Origin of the sequence: Peribacillus sp. NPDC101480 (genome assembly GCF_050277335.1) — a bacterium.
Classification (GTDB): domain Bacteria; phylum Bacillota; class Bacilli; order Bacillales; family DSM-1321; genus Peribacillus.
On the sequence record NZ_JBNNSB010000001.1, the window covers coordinates 549,335 to 570,402 of the forward strand.

Below are 21,068 nucleotides of genomic sequence, written 5' to 3' on the forward strand. Positions count from 1 at the left end.
GGAAAAGGTGTGCGAGACTTTTGCGGGAAAAGCGCGTCCAAGGGAGACCCCGGAGGCGTATAGCGCCGAGGAGGCTCCCGGAACACCCGCGGAAAGCAAGTGCCTGGAGAGGAAATCAACGGGGTGTTTTTTATTTATATAAGGGCTTTTATCGGTAGTTTGACGGTAGCGATAATACGGGAATACGAAGAATAGGTAGCAACGCTTGGCGAATGTGGTAGTAAAAGTGATAAAATGAAAAATATATATAAAAGAGGAGTTGTCGTATTTTGAGTGAATTGAATTGGCGAGAAGAAGTTGAAAAACGGAAAATGGACTTATTACTGGATACTCAAAACTTATTGAAAATAAAAAGTGTACTGGATGAGGAAAATCCTACAGAGGAGGCCCCATTCGGTAAAGGGGTGAAGGAAGCACTTGAATTCATGCTTCAATTAGGCGAAAAAGACGGTTTCACTGTGAAAAATGTCGATAATGTTGCTGGTCATATTGAAATGGGTGAAGGCGAGGAGTTAATCGGGATATTATGCCATGTCGACGTGGTACCTGAGGGAGATGGCTGGAGTTCGGAGCCGTTCGGCGCTGAAATCCGCAATGGCCGCATATATGCTCGCGGTGCAATCGATGATAAAGGGCCGACGATGGCTGCCTATCATGCGATGAAGCTGGTCCGGGAGCTAGGAGAACCTTTGAACAAACGTGTGAGGATGATCATTGGAACCGATGAAGAATCGAATTGGCGCTGCGTTGACCGGTACTTTGAAGTGGAGGAAATGCCCTCGATAGGCTTCGCACCAGATGCTGATTTCCCGATCATCAGTGCGGAAAAAGGAATCTGGGATTTCTCGGTTATCCATCCTGCCGATGCAGGAAATGGCACGAACTCAGACGTGAATGTCATCGAGTTTTCTTCAGGTCGAAGGACGAATATGGTACCGGATTTTGCGACGGCTATTGTGGAAACGGACAACACTGCTGAAGTGGCGGCAAACTATCAGGATTATTTGCAAAAGTACTCATTGGAGGGGCAAGCCGTTCCGCAAAAAAATCAAGTGCTGCTTGAAATGAATGGTGTCTCGGCACACGCGATGGAACCGAACAACGGAAGAAATGCAGGTCTACATTTAGCCGTATTTTTAGCTGATCTCACTCTTGATCCGCATGCGAAAGCCTACTTCACTTTCATCAAGGATCGTTTGTTCGAAGATTCCCGCGGAAATAATTTAGGTGTGGCTTATTCGGATGAGCAAACAGGAGAATTGACGATCAATGCCGGAGTTTTCAATTATTCTAAACAAGGCGACAGCTCGATCGGTTTCAGCATGCGTTATCCGGTCACGTTTGATTGGGAACAGCAAAAGGCGGCGCTGGAAGAAAGGCTTGCGGCATATAATTTGAAAGTGAAGACTAATTCGCATTCAACTCCACATTATGTGGACAGTGAAAGCTTCTTGATCAAGACCTTGCAGGAAGTGTATGAAGCGGAGACAGGTGATAAAGCCGAGCTTCTTTCGATTGGCGGCGGCACATATGCCCGTTCATTGAAAGAAGGCGTTGCATTTGGCCCACTTTTCCCAGGCAGCGAAGACATTGCGCATCAGAAAGATGAATATATTGATATTGAGGATATGCTTAAGGCTACGTCCATTTATGCACGTGCCATTCATGAATTGGCTAAATAAGAGGTAAAGAGGGAGAAGACATGGGAAAAATCATTTTTAACGGGGACCTAAAAAGCAGGTCCGAAGTAAAGGTAGATATTGAAGACCGGGGATATCAATTCGGTGATGGCGTCTATGAAGTCATCCGGGTTTATAATGGTGAATTATTTACAGGGGACATGCATTTGAACCGTCTGATCGACAGTGCGAAGTTGATACAGATGAAGGTTCCCTTAACCATAGCGGAAATCAAAACCCGCATGAAAAAGCTGATCGCTGAAAATCAACTGAAGGACGGTATCGTCTATATGCAGCTGACAAGAGGAGTATCTGCGCGTACACACTCTTTTCCAACTGCAGAGGTGGAACCGGTCTTTGTCGCCTATACAAAGGAAATGCCTTATACAGGCAAAATGAAGCCAGGGGTCAATGCTGTTACCACCGACGATATACGCTGGCTGCGCTGTAATATCAAGAGTTTAAATCTACTTGGTAATATAATGGCTAAACAGCAAGCGATCGAAGCAGGCTGTGATGAAGCAATCCAGCATCGTGATGGTACGGTGACGGAGGGTAGTTCGTCAAATGTATCAATCGTGGTGGATGGGCAACTTAAAACGCATCCGGCCACAAACTTGATCCTGAATGGAATTACCCGTCAGGTGATGCTGAAGCTTTGCGCGGATCATGGGATTCCCTATGTCGAAGAAGCCTTCACGGTCGAAGACATGATGGCAGCCGACGAAGTCCTTTATACAAGCACTAGCGTCGAAGTGACACCAATTATAAACATCGATGGCCAATCGATTGCAGCCGGGGAACCCGGTCCGATTACCCGAAGACTGCAGAACCTGTTTTCCGAGGAAATCGAAAAGCAATGCGGTTCCGTTAACTAGAAAAAAAAGCCCCTTTGCCACTATTGGCAAAGGGGTTTTTTTATGTGTACTCGGAAGCGAGATAGACATCTCCAAGTTAATTACTCCATATGCAATCCTCCCTTTTTGACATTTTCAAGAACCAGGAATATACTTGCTAATAACCTAAAAAGTTTACCTGTCGCAACAATTTAAGTTGCGTATAAAAAGGAGTTGACATAGATATGTCCGATGCGTTGCATCAATCTTCTTCGAGAGGAATAAAAAAACTTCTTCCCTATCTAGGGCCTGCCTTTATAGCAGCTGTGGCCTATATTGATCCAGGGAATTATGCGACCAATATTACAGCCGGATCAAAATATGGCTATACGCTATTATGGGTTATCTTCGCATCCAATTTAATGGCTGTGCTAATTCAATCACTATCAGCTAAATTGGGAATAGCCACTGGAAAGAACCTTCCAGAGTTATGCAGGGAAAAATTTTCGAAAAAAACATCTTTCTTCTTATGGATTCAGGCCGAAGCCGTTATAATGGCAACCGACCTGGCTGAATTCATAGGAGCTGCACTAGGGATTTATTTGCTATTTGACTTACCGCTTATCACATCGGCAATAATTGCAGCGATTGGTTCCTTTGCCATTTTGGAAATCCAGCGCAGGGGTTATCGAACATTCGAAGCTCTGATCACTGTCATGATATTTGTAGTTGTGATAGCATTTGGTGCTCAAGTTTTTTATGCAAAACCTGATACATCAGCCGTTGTTTTAGGACTCTTCACTCCAAAGTTTGAGGGAGTGGACAGTATTTTACTTTCAGCCGGTATGCTTGGAGCCACCGTTATGCCACATGCGATATACCTTCATTCATCTTTGACGCAAAGAAGAATAGTCGGAGTAAACGATTTGGAAAGAAAAAGGATTTATCGTTTTGAGCTCATTGACATTATCATCGCCATGTTGATTGCAGGTGCGATCAATGCCGCCATGGTCATCGTTTCAGCTGCCCTATTTCATAAGAATGGAGCACTGGTTGAGGACTTGGATGTTGCCTACCAACAGTTCGGGGCCATGCTTGGACCATCAGTCGCGATGTTTTTTGGAATAGGACTTTTATTTGCCGGCTTATCCAGCTCATCCGTTGGTGTAATGACCGGTGATGTAGTCATGCAGGGATTCATTAAAAGACATATACCCATTTATTTGAGAAGGATCATTACAACCGTTCCGCCCCTGCTCATAATATTATGGGGAGTGAATCCATCCAAAGCACTTGTGATGAGCCAAGTTGTACTCTCGTTTGGCATCGCGTTTGCCCTAGTGCCCTTGATCTTGTTTACAAGCAATAAAAAAATCATGGGCAGCCTGGTCAACCATAAAATCACCTCGAGCGTAGCTTGGCTTATAGCTGTCCTTATCATTGGACTGAACTTGTTCCTGCTTTACGAAACAGTTTTCAGTTAAAAGAAGCAGGGAAGGACCAATCTTTGGTCCTTTTTTGTTTGGATTTTTGCTGTGTGTTTCGTTAATCCGGCTCAGCGGGTTGATCATTCGACCTTGTGCGCGGATAATCCGGCCCAGCGGGTTGATCATTCGACCTTGTGCGCGGATAATCCGACCCAGCGGGTTGATCATTCGACCTTGTGCGCGGATAATCCGACCCAGCGGGGTATAATCCGACCCAGCTCGGGTATAATCCGACCCAGCTCGGGTATAATCCGACCTAGCTCGGGTATAATCCGACCCAGCTCGGGTATAATCCGACCTAGCTCGGGTATAATCCGACCCAGCTCGCGGATAATCCGACCCAGCCCGAAAAAATCCCTCCTGGACCGCTTTCATAGTAAGTAAGATTTGGAATATTCCTGATGGAGGGAATATTTATTAGGAAGCCCAAGAAAAGGTATATGCAATGGGAATTATGGTAAAATTAAAGGGAAAATAGGAAGGAATGAACGTGACCATGAATACTCATTTTTTCTTTGCTTTAGTATTGCCTGATGATATTAAGGCTTATTTAAATGCTGTTACGGAACGACTGAAGCCAGAATTTCCATTTAAGAAATGGCTGCATCCAGCCGATTATCATATTACGATGGCATTTTTGGGAAATGCTCCCGATACATTGAAAGAGGATGCCATGGGGCGTGTGGAAAGCGAGCTTTCCAATGAGGCTTCATTCGGCTTGGAACTCGGCGATATCGGCGGTTTTGGCAGGAGTGACAGTCCAAGGATCCTTTGGGCTGGCGTCAAGCAGCAAGATAGGCTATTTGCCATCCAAAGGAAAGTCTATAATTCTTGTATCGAAGCGGGTTTTGAACTTGATAAAAAGCCTTTTAAGCCTCATATAACGCTGGCAAGAAAATTCGAGGGTGAAAGTCCCTTTTCGTTGGAGAGCGTCCGCCAGATAGCGAATATGAAGGATAAGCATTTTGAAGCAGATCAGGTTGCGTTATATCAAACACATCTTGGAGCGTCCCCTTCATACGAGAAGGTTTTCACGATAAACCTTCAAAAATAGAGAGAGGGGTGGTGGTCGAATGGCACAGCTCATAAAGATGCAGGATTATATTTCCCGGTATGAGCAGGATATTTATCGTTATCCAACGCAATTTGCACGTTTGAAAAAACAGCAATGGGATAAATTGAAGGCTGCTTATAATGCGGGCGAGCTAGCTCGGTTGTATAGCGAGCATACTGAAACACAAGTCAAATTCGATCCGCCTCAGGAAGAGACGAAGGGCCTGTTAAAAAAGGTTAAAGGCATCTTCCACCGGACAGGTAAACAGGAGGCAGAAGCAGAAGAACTGCCAATACCGGCACAGAATGAAGATGCTAATGTTTTTTCATTAAGATTTCCGTTCCGTCCGGCAAGTCTGGATGAATTAAAGCAAAATTATTTAAATCAATTACTCCGCTTTCAAATGAAGTGGGGTAGTTCGACGCTTCATGAAAAGTCATTTGTGGACCAATCATTCATTTTGGATGAGAGGCTCCGCTTTTTTCTGCAGCGTTTTCCGGATACGTTTCTCGTATTATATAAACCTATATTTCTATTGAAAAATGCGCCTGTTGAAGTCGAAGTCATTTTATTGACCCCTGTTGATGCTTGGTGCATCACTTTTCTGGAAGCGGAAGAAGACGCTGCATTCATCGGTTCGAGTGATCGGTTCTGGGTCCGCAGGCATCATAAGCATCCAGATAAAAAAGTGCTTAATCCTTTGTTGGGCGCAAATCGGATGACGAACATCGTCTCCCAGTTATTTGAGCTATATGAAGTGAACATGCCGATAAAAAAGGTGATTTTATCCCGGAATGGATATGTTGATTATCCCGAAGCCCCTTATGATATTAAGGTATTGGATAAACGGACCTTCCCGGAATGGTTTGAAAGGATGCGGGCAATATCGTCTCCTCTTAAGGCACAGCAGTTAAAAGGGGCACAGGCATTGCTTGAATATTGCCAAACTACATCAAGCCTGCGACCGGAATGGGAAGCCGAATATAACCAACCAGAAGGAAATGAGTATGCCGCACCTTAATGAAACGGTGTATTTCATTGTCAATCCAGTGGCTGGAAATGAAGCGAGTTTAAAGATTTGGAAAAAAGCCGAGGAAATACTGAAATCAAAAGCTGTTCCCCATGAGGTGTTTTTCACACGGGAAAAGGGGCATGCGCTAAGATTGACGAAGGAAATACTATCAGGGACTAATCAGGATACCCGGGTGATTGCTGTTGGGGGAGATGGCACGATTAATGAAATGATAAATGGCGCCATTGGTTTCCCTCACGCAATCATCGGCTCCCTTGCGGCTGGGTCCGGCAATGATTATGTAAGGGGCATTCAAAAAACTGAGAGTATGGAAGAAGCCCTTTCCTTATTTCAGGATAATGCCTTTAATACCATTGATATTGGAAAGTTCGAGACGAATGGCAAGGTGGGTTATTTTGTGAACAGCCTGGGAATGGGCATTGATGCTGAAATTTCCGATGAAGCAAATCGTGCCCCCCTGAAAAAATGGTTTAATTTTGTCAGAGCGGGTAAATTAATTTATCTGTTGATTTTTATAAAAATGTTATTTTCTTACAAGCCCAGATGCATGGAATTGATCATTGATGGAAAACGGCATCATTTGAAAAAGGTATGGTTCATCGTTATTGCGAACCAGCCCTACTTTGGAGGTGGAATGAAAATTTCACCATTGTCGAAGGTGGATGATGGCAGGTTGAACGTGATTGCAGTCCATGATATTACTATGTTGAAATTATTGACCGTCTTCATCACCGTTTTATGGGGCGGTCACCTCAACATTAAAAATGTTGATTCTTTTTCTGGTAAAATGATAAAAATGAAGAATCAAGGTTCAGTAAAAATCCAGTCTGACGGGGAAATTGTTGGTAGGAACGAAGTAGCTGCAGTGGTTCTGAAAGAGAAATTGCGCGTCATGTTCAAGGGTGATAACCGATACAAAAATATGAAATGATTTATTTGTTTTTGTTTTATGCGTATAATCGTTTTATAGTACTTGACGAAGAAACCGTTTTTCAACTAAAATTTAATTTATGGCTATTGTTTAATTGCTCAATAGCTATTTTTTTATTTCTCTAAAATGAGGATGTTTTTAATTGCGGGTATCATCCCGATGCAAGTATAAATGCAGCTTCGCCAGCAGGCGGATTTTTTATAAAACATGGACTCAAAGTAGTGGTAATACATACACTAGGTGAACGTACCCACATTTGTATGATTAAGCGAGGAAATCGAAGGTGAACCAGTTGGAACATTTATTAGGTCAGGAGTGGGATATATCCCCTGCTGGAGGAGCTACGGGAGAAGCCTTTATTGCCGAGAAAGAGGGGCAGAAGCTCTTCCTTAAACGAAATTCATCGCCATTTTTAGCTGTTCTTTCAGCTGAGGGCATTGTTCCAAAGTTAATGTGGACAAAACGCCTGGAAAACGGGGATGTAATTACGGCCCAGCATTGGATGGAAGGCAGGGAGCTATCTCAGCAGGAAATGAACAATATAAGAGTCGCAAAGCTGCTTCAAAAAATTCATCAATCCGATCCTTTGTTAAGCATGCTCAAAAGGCTTGGGAAATCCCCTTTACGACCTGAAAGTATACTTACAGACATAGAAACCGGGTTATCTTCGGATGTTACGGATATTCCGATAATCAAGCAGGCCATCCATTTTTTACAGAATAATCTCCTGTTGATTGAATGCGACGAAAAAGTCGTCTGTCATTGTGATGTGAACCATAATAATTGGCTCATGACCGAAACCGACGGATTGTTCCTGATTGATTGGGACGGAGCGGTCATTGGCGATCCGGCCATTGACCTCGGCATACTCCTGTATTCATATGTCCCAAGGGAAGAATGGAATCAATGGCTTGCCCGCTACGGCAAGAAGCTAGACGCAGGCCTGGAGATGAGGATGAAATGGCACACGGTTTCACAACTTGTGCTTTCCATCCAATGGCATCATCGCAGAAAGCGGTACGAGGAAAGAAATGAATTACTGCAAAAACTGGAAGCATTATTGATGGTTGGCTGATCAGAATTGATCTATATCATCCACCCACTGGGACAAGTCGTTCTGGTGGGTTGAAATATGTGCATCTAAATCGGCGGTACCGATGCCAGTCTGGCTGTATTCGTAAATCTCCGTCAGTACCGTTTTTACATTGCTGTCTATATCCATATTGATCATTAAGGATTTGACGAGCCTTTCAACCTGTTCACATTCAGAAACGGATCCGCAGCAGTCTGATTGATGATTGGTCAATATATCTTTCAATAGTGACATTTGATGTTCATGGGAAAGCGGCATATAATACCTCTCCTTTCTTAAATATGGATTCAAGGGATTCTCAGGTGGTTCTTGCCTGCCCTTCACTTATTTATGGTGTGTTTTGCGGAAAGTTTTATACATGAAAACTACAGAGACTGTCGCCTGGATGGCCGGCAGTTTTTTTATTTGTTAAGTCGGTGCATGCAGGATTTTTCCTGAAAAAATCAACTTGCAGGAATCCATCCACTCGTGGTATGGTTTGAACGATTATATTATAAATAGGGGTGTCATCATGCGTTTAAGAAATAAACCTTGGGCTGAAGACCGTTTGAATGATTTTCCACAATATGTAATTCAGCAGCCAGTGAGCCATAAAGGTAAATGGCATGAAGTTTTCGGTAACGATAATCCGTTATATATTGAAGTGGGTACGGGCAAAGGCCGATTCATCACAGAAATGGCAAAAGCCCATCCTGATGTGAATTTCATTGGAATTGAAGTATATGGAAGCGTCATTGTAGCTGCGTTGGACTTGCTGATTGAAGCGGATGTTCCAAATCTAAAGCTGTTGAATGTTGACGCAGCGAACTTGGGGGATTATTTTGCAAAAGGTGACGTGGATCGCGTCTACTTGAACTTTTCTGATCCGTGGCCGAAATCACGTCATGCAAAACGCCGGTTAACGTATAAGACCTTCCTCGAAGTATATGAAGGCATCCTGCCAGACAATGGCGAGATCCACTTCAAGACGGATAACCAAGGGTTATTCGAATCTTCCTTGAAGAGTATTTCCGAATACGGCATGCTCTTGAAATATGTAAGCCTTGATCTGCATAACAGCAATTTTGAAGGCAATATCATGACTGAATATGAAGAAAAGTTCTCGAGTAAAGGCAACCGGATATACAGATTGGAAGCAATGTTCCAATAATCATAAACAGATAAAAAACCAGGTGCACAGCATCTGGTTTTTTATCTGTTTATCGGGTGTATTTCTATCACAAGGATCCCTTGATCGTTATCAATTTCAATATATGGAAGTGGGTGTTAAACTATAGGAAGAGGAGGGGTATAATGGAAAAGATGCAAATAGGGGAAATTAAATTAACATGGTTGAATGGCGGTGTGACTCACTTGGATGGCGGTGCGATGTTCGGTGTTGTACCGAAGCCGCTTTGGTCCAAGAAGTATCCTGTTAACGAAAATAACCAAATCGAACTAAGAACGGATCCGATTTTGGTGCAGGCTAATGGATTGAACATGCTTATAGATTCCGGTATTGGCAATGGAAAGCTGAATGACAAGCAGAAACGGAATTTTGGGGTGACGGAGGAATCCAATCTTGTCGAAGATCTTGGCAGACTTGGGCTTCAGCCAAATGATATCGATTACATTTTAATGACCCATCTACATTTCGACCATGCCTGCGGTTTGACGAAACGTGATGGTGAAACATGGGTGCCTGTTTTCGAGCGTGCAGAAATCATTACGACCCAAACTGAATGGGATGAAATGAAAAACCCGAATATTCGATCAAAAAGTACATATTGGGCAGAAAACTGGGAGGCTGTCGCTTCTCTTGTACGTCCTTTTGAAGGTGAGCAGGAAATTACGGACGGTATTAAAATGATCCATACTGGGGGACATAGTGATGGACATGCGATCATCATCATTGAGGATGCCGGGGATAGATTGATTCACATGGCAGATATTATGCCGACGCATGCCCATGCGAATGTCCTCTGGGTCCTCGCATATGATGATTATCCGATGACTTCCATCGAAGCGAAGGAAAAGTGGATGAAATCCGGACTGGAAAATGGGTCTTGGTACAGCTTTTACCATGATGCACAATACTGTGCCATCAAATGGGATGGAACGGGTAAGGAGATAATAGACGAATTGAAACGGAAGCGGTAAAGCAAAAGGAGGACGTCATTTTGACGACCCTCCTTTTATGTTTCAATCATTTTGCGCATTAAGCTCCAATATCGTTCCTGTTGAGGCATCTGCAACAAATTCGAATTGCTCGCGTTTACCCTCTGTGTTTCTGGTGATCCCGCCTTTGTACACTTCATAGTCCAAATCATTTTTTGAATAGTTTTCCGGCTTCATCAAGATCCATGAGCCATATATATTTCCATCTTTTTTGACTGTTTCCTTCACTTGGGCCAAGACTTTATCGGGAGAAGGTTTACTAGATTGATCCAATAGTTGTTTTGTCGCATAGCCCGCAGCAAACCCGGCTGCAGTACCCAGTAAAAACGTTTTCCAATTCATTGATTTCTCCTCCATTGCATTTTTTAAAATCACTTCTTCCAGTATACAGAAGAACGCTTTATTTGACTAATAATTTGAAATTTTACCCATTAACTGATAAATTAGAACTTTCTAGTGTAACACGATGCTAAGTTCTGTAAAATAGTAAGAAACAATACATAGGTAAGGGGTAGAAAAATGAATCATGAGACTTTGGAGCTTTTTAAAACATTGACGGAATTACCGGGAGCCTCGGGAAATGAACATGCAGTTCGGAGTTTCATGAAAAGTGAGCTGGAAAAGTATTCCGATGAAATCGTCCAAGATCGCCTTGGCGGAATATTTGGCGTAAAAAGAGGCAATGAGGATGGTCCGACTGTACTAGTTGCCGGGCACATGGATGAAGTGGGATTCATGGTTACCTCCGTAACGGAAAATGGAATGATCCGCTTTCAGACCCTAGGAGGCTGGTGGAGTCAAGTGCTTTTGGCCCAAAGAGTCGAAATCATAACTGATAACGGTCCGGTCATTGGTGTCATCGGTTCGATTCCGCCTCATTTGCTTGATGAGTCGCAACGCTCAAAACCAATGGATATCAAAAATATGCTGATTGATATCGGGGCGGATGATAAGGAAGATGTTAAGAGGATCGGTATTAAGCCAGGTCAGCAGATTGTACCGATTTGTCCATTCACGCCGATGGCCAATGAGAAGAAAATCCTCGCAAAAGCGTGGGATAATCGTTACGGCTGCGGACTTGCGATTGAATTGTTAAAAGATTTAAAAGGTGAAACGTTACCGAATGTCTTATATTCCGGGGCAACTGTCCAGGAGGAAGTGGGATTACGGGGCGCTCAAACTGCAGCTCATATGATCAAACCGGATCTTTTCTTCGCTTTGGATGCAAGTCCGGCGAACGATATGTCCGGCAGTAAAAGTGAATTTGGTCAGCTTGGAAAAGGGGCACTGCTACGCATTTTCGATCGTTCGATGGTAACGCATCGCGGCATGAGGGAATTCATCCTTGATACGGCAGAGTCGAATGAGATTCCGTATCAATATTTCGTTTCCCAAGGCGGCACGGATGCAGGGCAAGTCCATATTGCAAACGAAGGCATTCCAAGCGGGGTGATTGGCATTTGTTCCCGCTATATTCATACACATGCATCCATGATTCATATTGATGATTATGCCGCTGCACGAGAACTGATTGGTAAATTGGTTCGTTCCTGTGATAAAACGACATTCGAGACCTTGATAAAAAACGGTTGATGGAGGAAGCTGAAATGGAAAGGGATGCTGTCATGAATCCTTTTCCATCAGCTTTTTTTACATAGAAGGAAGGTAATTATATTGAAAATAGCAGTAGGCAGTAAGAATCCGGCGAAAATAAGTGCCGTGCTTGGTGTATATGAAGATGCTAAAATCATTTCGCTTCAAGTGGAGAGCGGGGTCCCGGAACAGCCTTTTTCAGACGAGGAAACGATGGAGGGGGCAATGACACGTGCCCGGAATTGCTTGATTCAAAGTGATGCCGATATGGGTATCGGACTTGAAGGCGGTGTCGTGAAAATGGGACAAGCCCTGTTTCTGTGCAATTGGGGTGCAATGGCCACGAGGGACGGCGAGGTCTTTGTAGCTGCCGGAGCGAGAATCCCGGTACCGGGAATTGTTGCCGGGAAGCTGCTGGACGGTGAAGAGTTGGGACCGGTGATGGATGCCTTCACAAGGCAAGAGAATATAAGCAAAAAGGAAGGAGCAATCGGCGTATTTACAAATGAGCGAATCACTAGGGGCGAAATGTTCCTTCATATCATGAGGATGTTAGCCGGTCAATACGAATATAAGCTGAAAATGAAAAAGCAGGATTTTTGAATCACTGCCATGGAAAGGCGGGCTTCGAATGATGAAACGAACACTGCCAAAACAGAGCAGAATAAGACAGGGTTTTATTGAGCGGCTTTGCTAATATAGTGACAAGGGGTGAGCGGATATGGGGTGGGTTGAATCAATCCAAAAGGCCATCGACTATATCGAAGAGCACTTATTGGAGGACCTGACAATCGAGAGCATTTCCAGGCAGGCGAATGCTTCAGCTTTTCATTTTCAACGGACATTCACCATTTTAACGGATATTTCCATTGGTGAATATATCCGGCGTCGAAGACTGACCTTGGCGGCCCAGGAGATTTCATCCACAAATGGCAAGGTCATTGATTTAGCCTACAAGTACTGCTATGACAACCCCGAGGCATTCTCAAAGGCTTTTCGAAGGCAGCATGGGGTATCTCCAAGCGAAGCCCGAAAGTATATGGGGAAGCTGAAATTCTATGAACGCCTGATGATACAGGTTATTCTGAAAGGGGCAAAACCGATGAAATACAATATCCTTGAAAGAGATTCCTTTCAATTGATTGGAATCAAGCAAGAGTTTTCCTTGGTCAATGAAGAGAATTTGATCGGGATTCCAAAGTTGTGGGAGAAAGTCAATTCGGATGGAACAGGAGATAGGTTAGCGAAGCTGAACAATGGCCAAATAAATGGCTTGCTTGGTGTATGTATCGATAAGCGGGCTGTGGAAAAAAATGAAACGATGGATTATTGGATAGGTGCAGAGTATGCCGGGGAAGCGCCTGAAGAGTTTTCGACCCTTACGATACCGGCTTCCAAGTGGGTTGTATTTGAAGTTCACGGACCTATGCCTGATAGCATCCAACAAGCTTGGAAGCGAATTTTTTCCGAATGGTTTCCTACCAGCGGTCATGAACATGCCGGCACTCCCGAATTGGAAGTATACACGAATGACGACGCTTCAAACCCAGACTATTACTCCGAAATTTGGATTCCCATTAAAAAGAAATAGTGTTCAACCATCAAAATTTATTCGTTTTTCGCTTGCAGGTGAGGTTAGGAATCTAACTTTCTCCTGCAAGCTTTTTATTTGGGTAAACAAAAATCCTTCATACTTGAGCTGGAAGGTTAAGGGACAGGGAGATTTACAGCCCTTCTTCAAAAATATAAGAAAGCACCTTCATGGCTTGGTTCACGGATTCGACCGTGACACTCGCCTTTTCCGATAATTCCTTTAAGGCATGGTGATGGGATTCCGGGCGAATCAAAATAAGCGGTTTACCCAGGGAAACGGCGGTGCTTGCGTCCATGGCAGTATTCCACTGTTTATATTTCTCACCAAAAAGGGCGACGACAAGATCGGCTTTTTTCATCAAAAGACCTGTCCGTAAATTATTGATTTGGGAAGCGGCCGCATCCTTCAGGATAGGATTCGGCTGTTCCCCCAGGATATCTTCACCGATATTATCGGAGCGTTCATGATTTTCCATCGGGCTTACGAATTCTAAAGGAAGCTTCAGTGCAGCGGCCTTATCTCTCAACTCGCTTCTCCAATTTGAATGGATCTCCCCAGCAAGATACACGATTAACTTCATTGTTTTCCTCCTCGATAATAAAATTGCTTTCATTGTACCATGTTTTTTAGAAAATGGATGAATTCCGTAAATAAGGATAATATTATCCATATGGTAGTAAAAGAGACGGCTGGAGGAATGACGATGGCTTTATCGAATAAGAATTTTCTTGTTTTCCTGTTGATAAGCAGTTTGATCGTGGGCTGCTCAGGTATCGAAAGACAAACCGAAAAGGCAATGAAGGCTGCTGAAGTGGCTTTTCGTGACGATGAAAAACAGCCCAATCAAGAGGCAGGCCTAATTCAGGTCTATCTGCCAAACGATTTTAAAGTTGTGGAAGAACATGATAATAATTTGATTTTACAAAAAGGTGATAAGATTTATATATTATTTGTCAATCCGAATGAAAAAGAAGACAGCTCCGTGTTATATTTGGCCATAAAGGAACAAGAGGATCAATTTGAAGTACTGCATTCTTTTCAAACCGATGATAAATTCGGCTTTATTTCGATTAAAGAGATACCGAAAGAAAAGTATGAGCTTGCAGTGGGGATCGGCGGAGTGAAGCTGACAACCGAAACGGATAAAGACCAATTAAAAACCGATGCAAAACAAATGATGGAAATCGTTTCATCCGTGCCCCAGAAATAAGAGGACCAGTGACTTTCAACCGATCCGTATTAATGGTTGATTCCTGGAGACTCTGGTATGATGGGATTATAAAAAATAAGGTGTCATTTAGAGCAGGAGGAATATACAAATGGAAAAATTACAAACAGTAGAGCAATATGATGCATTTAAAAATGAAGGCAAACATATCTTTCTTTTTTCAGCAACATGGTGTGGAGATTGCCGTGTAATCGAACCGATAATGCCGGAGATTGAAACGAAATTTCCTGACTTTACATTCATTTATGTGGACCGTGATGAATTCATCGATGTGTGTGCGGCTAATGATGTATTCGGTATACCAAGTTTCATTGCGTATGATAATGGCAAGGAGCTAGGCAGATTTGTGAGCAAGGATCGCAAAACGCAAGAACAAATTGAGGAATTCATTCAATCACTATAATCAATTTCCCCTTCTCGCTGGGGATTTTTCAATGAAGAGGAGGGTCAGTCATGAAAATGGACAGCACGAAGCTGAAAAATATCTTGAAGGAGCGTTTAAAAGATGAGAATCGCTCATTCAAATTCGATAGCAAGCAAGATACGTTACGGGTGGAAAATGTGAAGACCGGGAAGGGGATCACCATCGAGTTGCCTCCTGTGCTTGCTAACTATGAAAACGTACAGGAAAAGGCCATCGATGAAATTACCTATTACGTGGAAGAGGCCCTGAATGTGATGGGGGAAGAACACAGTATGGAAGGCAAGGAGAAATTCATTTTCCCAGTCATCCGCTCGACCTCCTTTCCAATGGAATCCGAAGAAGGAAATCCGTTTTTATTCGATGAGCATACGGCTGAAACCCGGGTTTTTTATGCCCTTGATTTAGGGAAAACCTACCGTCTTATAGATGAAAAGATGATTCAACGGGAAAATTGGCAGGGTGACAGGATCCGTGAAATTGCCCTATTCAATGCCCGTTCCCTCACCACTGAAATGAAGTCGGATATCGTTGCAGGTAATGCATTTTATTTTTTGAACACGAATGATGGATATGATGCCAGCAGGATTTTAAATGAATCATGGCTTCGGGAAATGAAGGACAAGATCGAGGGAACCATGGCTGTGGCCATTCCCCATCAGGATGTCATCATCATTGCCGATGTGAAGAATGATACGGGCTATGATATTCTTGCGCAAATGGCGATGAGCTTCTTTGCCAGCGGTCATGTTCCGATAACGGCTCTATCATTCCTTTATGAAGAAAATGAGTTGGAGCCCATCTTCATTATGGGTAAAAACAAAAAGCCTGAACAATAATGAATCACAAAAGGATCGTGTCAGCATCTGGCAGCGGTCCTTTTAAAGTTTAATAGAGTTTATAACTCAGAGTTGATATTTATTTTTTAATCGGCGATAATATAATTGGAATATTTTGAGAATATAAAAAGAACAAGCGGATGAACGTTGTGGGAGAGTGCAAGCATTGAGCCACCGAAGGAGCAAGTTCCAAAAAGATCCCTTGGAGCAAATCTCTCAGGTAAATGGAACCGCAGCTGGACGCAGCTCTGGAGAGTGCGCAGGAAGCAGTGTGCCACCAAAGGGGAAATCTCCATGACCAAAAATGGAGCTAAACTCTCAGGTGAAAAGGACAGAGAAGGGGAGCGGTAAGTTTACGCAATCCTTCACTGCCCTTTTTTAATTGGCACTTTGTATCGGAAGGCATGCACCGAACATGGAACTACTAATATGCTCAACTTGAAATAAGGGGGAGAATAAACGTGAACGTGAAAAGCAAATTAATGAACATGCTGGAAGCCCGTAAAGGGGAAATGGTTCAAATCCGCCGTCATTTACACGAGAACCCGGAACTATCCTTCAAAGAAGAAAAAACGGCACAATATATCATTGATTTTTATAAGGGTAAGGATGTGTCGATTCAAACGAATGTAGGAAATGGATTAGGGATCATCGTAACGATCGAAGGCGGAAAACCTGGGAAAACGATAGGTCTCCGTGCGGATTTCGATGCGTTGCCGATTACAGAAGAAGCGGATGTCCCGTTCCGTTCAAAAAATGAAGGTGTCATGCATGCCTGCGGACATGATGGGCATACCGCTTATTTATTGGTTCTGGCAGACTGCATCAATGAGCTTAAAGATTCCCTATCCGGTACGATTAAAATAATCCATCAACATGCAGAAGAAACACCCCCAGGTGGAGCAAAGAGCATTATGGAATCAGGGTTTTTGGATGAACTTGATGCCGTTTTTGGAATCCACTTATTTCCGTCCCATCCTGCAGGGGTTGTCGGGTATCACGGCGGCTATTCGATGGCTGGACGGACCTATTTCAAGCTGGCGATTAAGGGTGTAGGCGGCCATGGTTCGTCCCCGCATATGGCCAATGATGCCATTGTGGCAGGCGCCCATTTCGTGACAGCCGTACAAACCGTGATCAGCCGCCGCTTGAACCCTTTTGATATGGGCGTGGTCACAGTCGGCTCCTTCGATGGAAAAGGAAGCTTTAATGTCATTAAAGATCGTATAGAAATTGAAGGGGATGTCCGTTATATGACAGCAGAGACCCAACAGCTGATCGATAGGGAAATCCACCGCATCGTTAAAGGGATAGAAACGGAATTTGATGTTCAGTGCGAACTAACATATGTGCCTGATTATCCTCCGTTATATAATGACCCTGAATTGACTGGATTCGTGAAAAATAGTCTGGAAAGCATGAAAGACCAAGATATTAAAAAGGTTATGGAATTTCCGGTTTTCTCTGGTTCAGAGGATTTTTCGTATTATGCAGAAAAGATTCCTGGCTGCTTCTTTTACATTGGCTGTAAACCAAAAGGGGTGGAGAAGGCATATTTCAATCACCATCCCAAATTCGACATTGATGAAGATGCCCTTTTGATCGCATCCAAATCAGTGGCCCAAGTTGTATGCGATTTTTATGAATGGGAATAGTTCCATTGGTATATTTGTTTGCAAAAAAGTGCAGAAACCCACAAAACACCGTTCGGTATTAACGAACGGTGTTTTATGGGTTTCAGGATGCCACCGGAGGTTTCGTGAAGGATGCTTCAATGAATTGACCAGTCTGCTTCTTGCGCCGCATGAAAACTTAATCTCTTTGTAAACGCGATTTAACAGCGGTGTTTTATTTAAATAGTAGACTAAGGGCTAATGTTATTTCACGAAGTGCAGGTTTAAACTCATACCAGAAGGGGTTTAATAGGGTAGGAGTTCTGCGAAATACGTTAAGTTAGTAAGAGTGCGATAAAAAAATAGATACTAATCCCAATTTAGCTTAAATTTTCTCGATATTTTTAAAATAACTGGTAGAATTAGTTACATAACTACAGATGTAGAAAGAGTGATAGTTTTGAAATGGCTAAATAAGATGAAAAAATGGTTCCAAGCAGAGGAAATTATTGAAATTGAAGAGATTATTATAGATGAACCGCTTGATGAAGAGACATTAAGGAAAATGGATTTTTCAAAGCTTGCGAAGTCAAAGGAAGAAGAAATAAAGGTTTACAATCAAAAAGTGGAAAAAATGTCGCAGACGCCAGACCCTGATACGAAAATCCTGTTTCAATATCCAAAAGGGCAGTTCAAGTTTCCGCTCATTCCAGATCGTGAACAGAGCAAAAGAAAGCCTAGGGAAAGAAACAGGGAAGATCATGAACCCAAAAAGGGAAGCGCGGCCAAAGAAACAAGAAGGCCTGTGAGGGATCCTGAACCAAAACGGAGAAACTTCGAACGGGAGGAAGTCTCAAAAATAGTCCCTTCAAATACTCCATTCCGTCCGACGGAAATCCCTTCACCCATTTATGGGTTCCGTCGTCCGGAAAAAAAAACAGTCGTTTCTGAAGAAATTGTCGAATATGAATTAGAAAGCAAAATGCCCGTCCTAAAAAAGGAAGAACCCGATATCGGGATTCCAGCATCGATTCCTGAAATCCCAAAAGAAGTGTCACATGAGGAATTGACGACAGAACCATCCGTTCTTATACCGGAACAAGCGGAAGAAAAACTGGAAGATTCAGAGATACCCGCTTTCTTTCGCAGGAATTCCATTGAGATACTGCCAGAACAAGCAGTAATCGAGCCCAACATAATTGAGCCTGCGGTGGAAAAAGAGGCTATTGAACAGGACGAAGTAGAATTTGGACGCGAAGTCGCTGTATCCATCATGGAACAGACGGACGACACACCGCCTGAAGCGATATCGGTTCCTGGGGAGATTGCTGTACAATCAAATCAACCATCCGTTAGTCAAGGGACAATGCCTGAAGACCCATCTGAGGCAATACCTGAAGTGCAGCTCAAACGTCCGAAAAAACATATCCCATTTAATGTGATGATGCTTAAGCAAGATCGGAAAAAAAATGACTTCATGAATAAAATGATGCCGGAAAAAAAAAGCCTTAATTCGGAAAGGGCAGTAGTATCACCTGATAAGCGGCCAATGGATGATTCTGCCCAAACAGAGGCAGGACAAGCGAAACCAACCGCCATTCCTGAACGGAAACAGGAGGAAGGCAGAGTTATTCCGAAAGAGCAGACTCCGGCCATATCACTTTCCTTTTCGGACGCTAAGGTTGGTTCCGAAACCGTCGCTGCTGTGCCTGAAAATACAGTCGAATCCAACATCGGTTCCAACCCTAAGCCGCTCTTGGAACAGGAATCCCCGATTTCTGGACACGGGTATCAAGAAGCAGTATATACAGAGGAAGCGGCAGAAGGCAGTAAGGGCGAAATCCCGGCAGTGTTTGGCTCCGTCGAAGCGGATGAAAATGAAAATCCATACTATGTGTTTCCTAATATCGAATTGCTGACACCTCCCACTTATGCTGTGCATGATGATGTGTGGCTCGAGGAACAGACTTTATTACTTGATGAGACATTGAAAAATTTCAATGTCCGTGCAAAGGTCGTCAATGTCACTCAAGGACCGGCAGTAACCCGTTTCGAGGTGCATCCGGAACCGGGAGTGAAGGTGAATAAAGTGACGAACCTGATGGATGACATCAAACTAAGCCTTGCTGCTCAAGATATGCGGATGGAAGCGCCTATTCCGGGTAAACATACAATTGGCATAGAGATTCCGAACAGGAAAAGCAAACCGGTATTTTTGCGGGAGGTTTTGGAAAGTACTGAGTTTCAAGAGCATGAATCACCGCTTGCTGTGGCCTTAGGGCTCGATATATCCGGTCAGCCAATCATCACCGATTTGAGAAAGATGCCGCATGGATTGATAGCCGGGCAAACGGGGTCGGGGAAAAGTGTCTGTATCAACACCATGCTGGTAAGCTTGCTTTATAAAGCGACACCGCAGGAGTTGAAATTGCTGTTGATCGATCCGAAAATGGTTGAGCTCGCCCCATATAACCGGATCCCGCATTTGGTCAGTCCAGTCATAACCGATGTAAAAGCCGCTACGGCTGCGTTGAAGTGGGCTGTAGAGGAGATGGAACGGCGTTATGAATTGTTTGTACATGCCGGTGTCCGTGATATCACCCGCTTTAATGACCAAGCGGAAAAAGCCGGTCAATATTCAAGCAAGCTGCCTTATATCCTGGTGATCATCGATGAGCTTGCAGATCTAATGATGATGTCCCCGGCTGATGTAGAGGAAGCGATTTGCCGGATTGCCCAAAAGGCCCGTGCCTGCGGCATCCATTTGATTGTAGCCACTCAAAGACCTTCAGTCGATGTCATAACTGGATTGATCAAGGCAAATATCCCGACAAGGATCGCTTTTTCGGTTTCTTCACAGGTCGACTCCCGTACGATCATCGATAGCGGCGGTGCAGAAAAATTATTGGGAAGAGGAGATATGTTATTCGCTGAAAACGGCTCTTCAAAAACGGTGCGCCTGCAAGGGACTTTTGTTAGTGATGAAGAAATCGACCAGGTCGTTAACCATGTTAAACTGGAGCAGCAGCCAAAATACCTGTTCGAGCAGGAAGACTTGCTGAACAGGGCCCAAGTCACGGAAGAAGCGGATGAACTGTTTTTCGAGGCCTGTGAATTTGTCGTGAGCCAGCAGGCTGCATCTGCTTCTAGTGTCCAAAGGCGCTTCCGTGTCGGTTATAACCGTGCATCGCGCCTAATAGAAATGATGGAGCAACATGGAGTAGTTTCCGAATCCAGGGGTTCAAGGCCCAGGGATGTATTGATTACGGAAGAAGAACTGGAATTTTTACATGTTAATTAAGAGAACCTAATAAAAGGAAATTGTATATAATGTGAAGGGGTGAAAACCCTTTTTTATCACTTTAATTAAGGGAAAAGCCAATGATTTGATAAATTGGCATCTGCCTGACATGGATGAATGAATAAAAAAGTGATATAATAGTTTTTTGTTGATGAATGATTGAAAATATAAGCTTGAAAAACCTATGAAGAAATTGCGTTACTAACAAG

Annotated in this window: 20 protein-coding genes and 1 riboswitch; of the genes, 17 read left to right on the top strand and 3 right to left on the bottom strand. The window is 43.5% G+C overall.

The window, feature by feature from the left end:
- Positions 1-269: 269 nt before the first annotated feature.
- The 7 genes from pepV (at position 270) to ACQKMF_RS02875 (ending at position 8,095) form a co-directional block, all read left to right on the top strand.
- Positions 270-1,682: a dipeptidase PepV gene (gene pepV, locus ACQKMF_RS02845; RefSeq protein WP_402938999.1), complete on the top strand. Its 1,413-nt coding sequence runs from the start codon at positions 270-272 to the stop codon at positions 1,680-1,682.
- A gap of 20 nt (positions 1,683-1,702) precedes the next feature.
- Positions 1,703-2,557, top strand: a complete 855-nt coding sequence (gene dat / locus ACQKMF_RS02850; protein ID WP_101222980.1) for a D-amino-acid transaminase — start codon at positions 1,703-1,705, stop codon at positions 2,555-2,557.
- A gap of 203 nt (positions 2,558-2,760) precedes the next feature.
- Positions 2,761-3,999: an Nramp family divalent metal transporter gene (locus ACQKMF_RS02855; RefSeq protein ID WP_427571698.1), complete on the top strand. Its 1,239-nt coding sequence runs from the start codon at positions 2,761-2,763 to the stop codon at positions 3,997-3,999.
- Positions 4,000-4,498: 499 nt separating this feature from the next.
- The gene (gene thpR, locus ACQKMF_RS02860) at positions 4,499-5,056 is read left to right on the top strand and encodes an RNA 2',3'-cyclic phosphodiesterase (protein ID WP_230176851.1); all 558 of its coding nucleotides are present in this window, start codon (positions 4,499-4,501) and stop codon (positions 5,054-5,056) included.
- 19 nt (positions 5,057-5,075) lie between these two features.
- Positions 5,076-6,077: an NERD domain-containing protein gene (locus tag ACQKMF_RS02865; RefSeq protein WP_427571700.1), complete on the top strand. Its 1,002-nt coding sequence runs from the start codon at positions 5,076-5,078 to the stop codon at positions 6,075-6,077.
- On the top strand, positions 6,064-7,020 hold the full coding sequence (locus ACQKMF_RS02870) for a diacylglycerol/lipid kinase family protein (RefSeq protein WP_427571702.1): 957 nt from the start codon (positions 6,064-6,066) through the stop codon (positions 7,018-7,020). The genes ACQKMF_RS02865 and ACQKMF_RS02870 overlap by 14 nt, the downstream gene beginning before the upstream one ends.
- Before the next feature lie 292 nt (positions 7,021-7,312).
- A complete protein-coding gene (locus ACQKMF_RS02875) occupies positions 7,313-8,095 on the top strand; it encodes a phosphotransferase family protein (protein ID WP_063232868.1) in 783 nt (260 codons plus the stop codon).
- Here the strand turns inward: ACQKMF_RS02875 and ACQKMF_RS02880 are convergent, their stop codons facing one another.
- On the bottom strand, positions 8,096-8,371 hold the full coding sequence (locus tag ACQKMF_RS02880) for a YtzH-like family protein (protein WP_101222975.1): 276 nt from the start codon (positions 8,369-8,371) through the stop codon (positions 8,096-8,098). It abuts the gene before it with no gap.
- A 253-nt stretch (positions 8,372-8,624) separates the two neighbouring features.
- On the opposite strand from ACQKMF_RS02880, the gene trmB reads away from it, so the two are divergent.
- Positions 8,625-9,263, top strand: a complete 639-nt coding sequence (trmB, locus tag ACQKMF_RS02885; RefSeq protein ID WP_101222974.1) for a tRNA (guanosine(46)-N7)-methyltransferase TrmB — start codon at positions 8,625-8,627, stop codon at positions 9,261-9,263.
- Positions 9,264-9,406: 143 nt separating this feature from the next.
- Positions 9,407-10,252, top strand: coding sequence for a YtnP family quorum-quenching lactonase (locus tag ACQKMF_RS02890; RefSeq protein ID WP_427571704.1), 846 nt, complete (start codon positions 9,407-9,409; stop codon positions 10,250-10,252).
- Between the two features lie 42 nt (positions 10,253-10,294).
- On the opposite strand, the gene ACQKMF_RS02895 is transcribed toward ACQKMF_RS02890, so the two are convergent.
- The gene (locus ACQKMF_RS02895; RefSeq protein WP_101222972.1) at positions 10,295-10,612 is read right to left on the bottom strand and encodes a PepSY domain-containing protein; all 318 of its coding nucleotides are present in this window, start codon (positions 10,610-10,612) and stop codon (positions 10,295-10,297) included.
- Between the two features lie 177 nt (positions 10,613-10,789).
- Between ACQKMF_RS02895 and ACQKMF_RS02900 the strand changes: the two genes are divergently transcribed.
- From ACQKMF_RS02900 to ACQKMF_RS02910, 3 genes are all read left to right on the top strand, one after another.
- Positions 10,790-11,863 carry a M42 family metallopeptidase gene (locus ACQKMF_RS02900; protein ID WP_053535952.1) on the top strand — a complete coding sequence of 358 codons (1,074 nt, stop codon included), beginning with the start codon at positions 10,790-10,792 and terminating at the stop codon, positions 11,861-11,863.
- Between the two features lie 81 nt (positions 11,864-11,944).
- Positions 11,945-12,466 carry a DUF84 family protein gene (locus tag ACQKMF_RS02905; protein WP_101222970.1) on the top strand — a complete coding sequence of 174 codons (522 nt, stop codon included), beginning with the start codon at positions 11,945-11,947 and terminating at the stop codon, positions 12,464-12,466.
- Positions 12,467-12,584: 118 nt separating this feature from the next.
- A complete protein-coding gene (locus ACQKMF_RS02910) occupies positions 12,585-13,454 on the top strand; it encodes an AraC family transcriptional regulator (protein ID WP_402938981.1) in 870 nt (289 codons plus the stop codon).
- A 133-nt stretch (positions 13,455-13,587) separates the two neighbouring features.
- Here the strand turns inward: ACQKMF_RS02910 and ACQKMF_RS02915 are convergent, their stop codons facing one another.
- Complete coding sequence (locus tag ACQKMF_RS02915; RefSeq protein WP_427571707.1) at positions 13,588-14,037, bottom strand: YtoQ family protein; 450 nt, start codon at positions 14,035-14,037, stop codon at positions 13,588-13,590.
- A gap of 123 nt (positions 14,038-14,160) precedes the next feature.
- Here ACQKMF_RS02915 and ACQKMF_RS02920 point away from each other — a divergent pair, with 123 nt between their 5' ends.
- The 5 genes from ACQKMF_RS02920 (at position 14,161) to ACQKMF_RS02940 (ending at position 20,859) form a co-directional block, all read left to right on the top strand.
- The gene (locus ACQKMF_RS02920) at positions 14,161-14,667 is read left to right on the top strand and encodes a hypothetical protein (RefSeq protein WP_101222967.1); all 507 of its coding nucleotides are present in this window, start codon (positions 14,161-14,163) and stop codon (positions 14,665-14,667) included.
- Between the two features lie 109 nt (positions 14,668-14,776).
- Entirely contained in the window at positions 14,777-15,088 is a 312-nt protein-coding gene (locus tag ACQKMF_RS02925; protein WP_101222966.1) for a thioredoxin family protein, read from the top strand.
- Positions 15,089-15,138: 50 nt separating this feature from the next.
- Positions 15,139-15,945, top strand: a complete 807-nt coding sequence (locus ACQKMF_RS02930; protein ID WP_101222965.1) for a DUF1444 domain-containing protein — start codon at positions 15,139-15,141, stop codon at positions 15,943-15,945.
- Between the two features lie 140 nt (positions 15,946-16,085).
- A riboswitch (glycine riboswitch) is annotated at positions 16,086-16,188 on the top strand.
- 224 nt (positions 16,189-16,412) lie between these two features.
- Positions 16,413-17,600, top strand: a complete 1,188-nt coding sequence (locus ACQKMF_RS02935; RefSeq protein ID WP_230176852.1) for an amidohydrolase — start codon at positions 16,413-16,415, stop codon at positions 17,598-17,600.
- Positions 17,601-18,018: 418 nt separating this feature from the next.
- Positions 18,019-20,859 carry a DNA translocase FtsK gene (locus ACQKMF_RS02940; RefSeq protein ID WP_427571710.1) on the top strand — a complete coding sequence of 947 codons (2,841 nt, stop codon included), beginning with the start codon at positions 18,019-18,021 and terminating at the stop codon, positions 20,857-20,859.
- Positions 20,860-21,068: the final 209 nt, after the last annotated feature.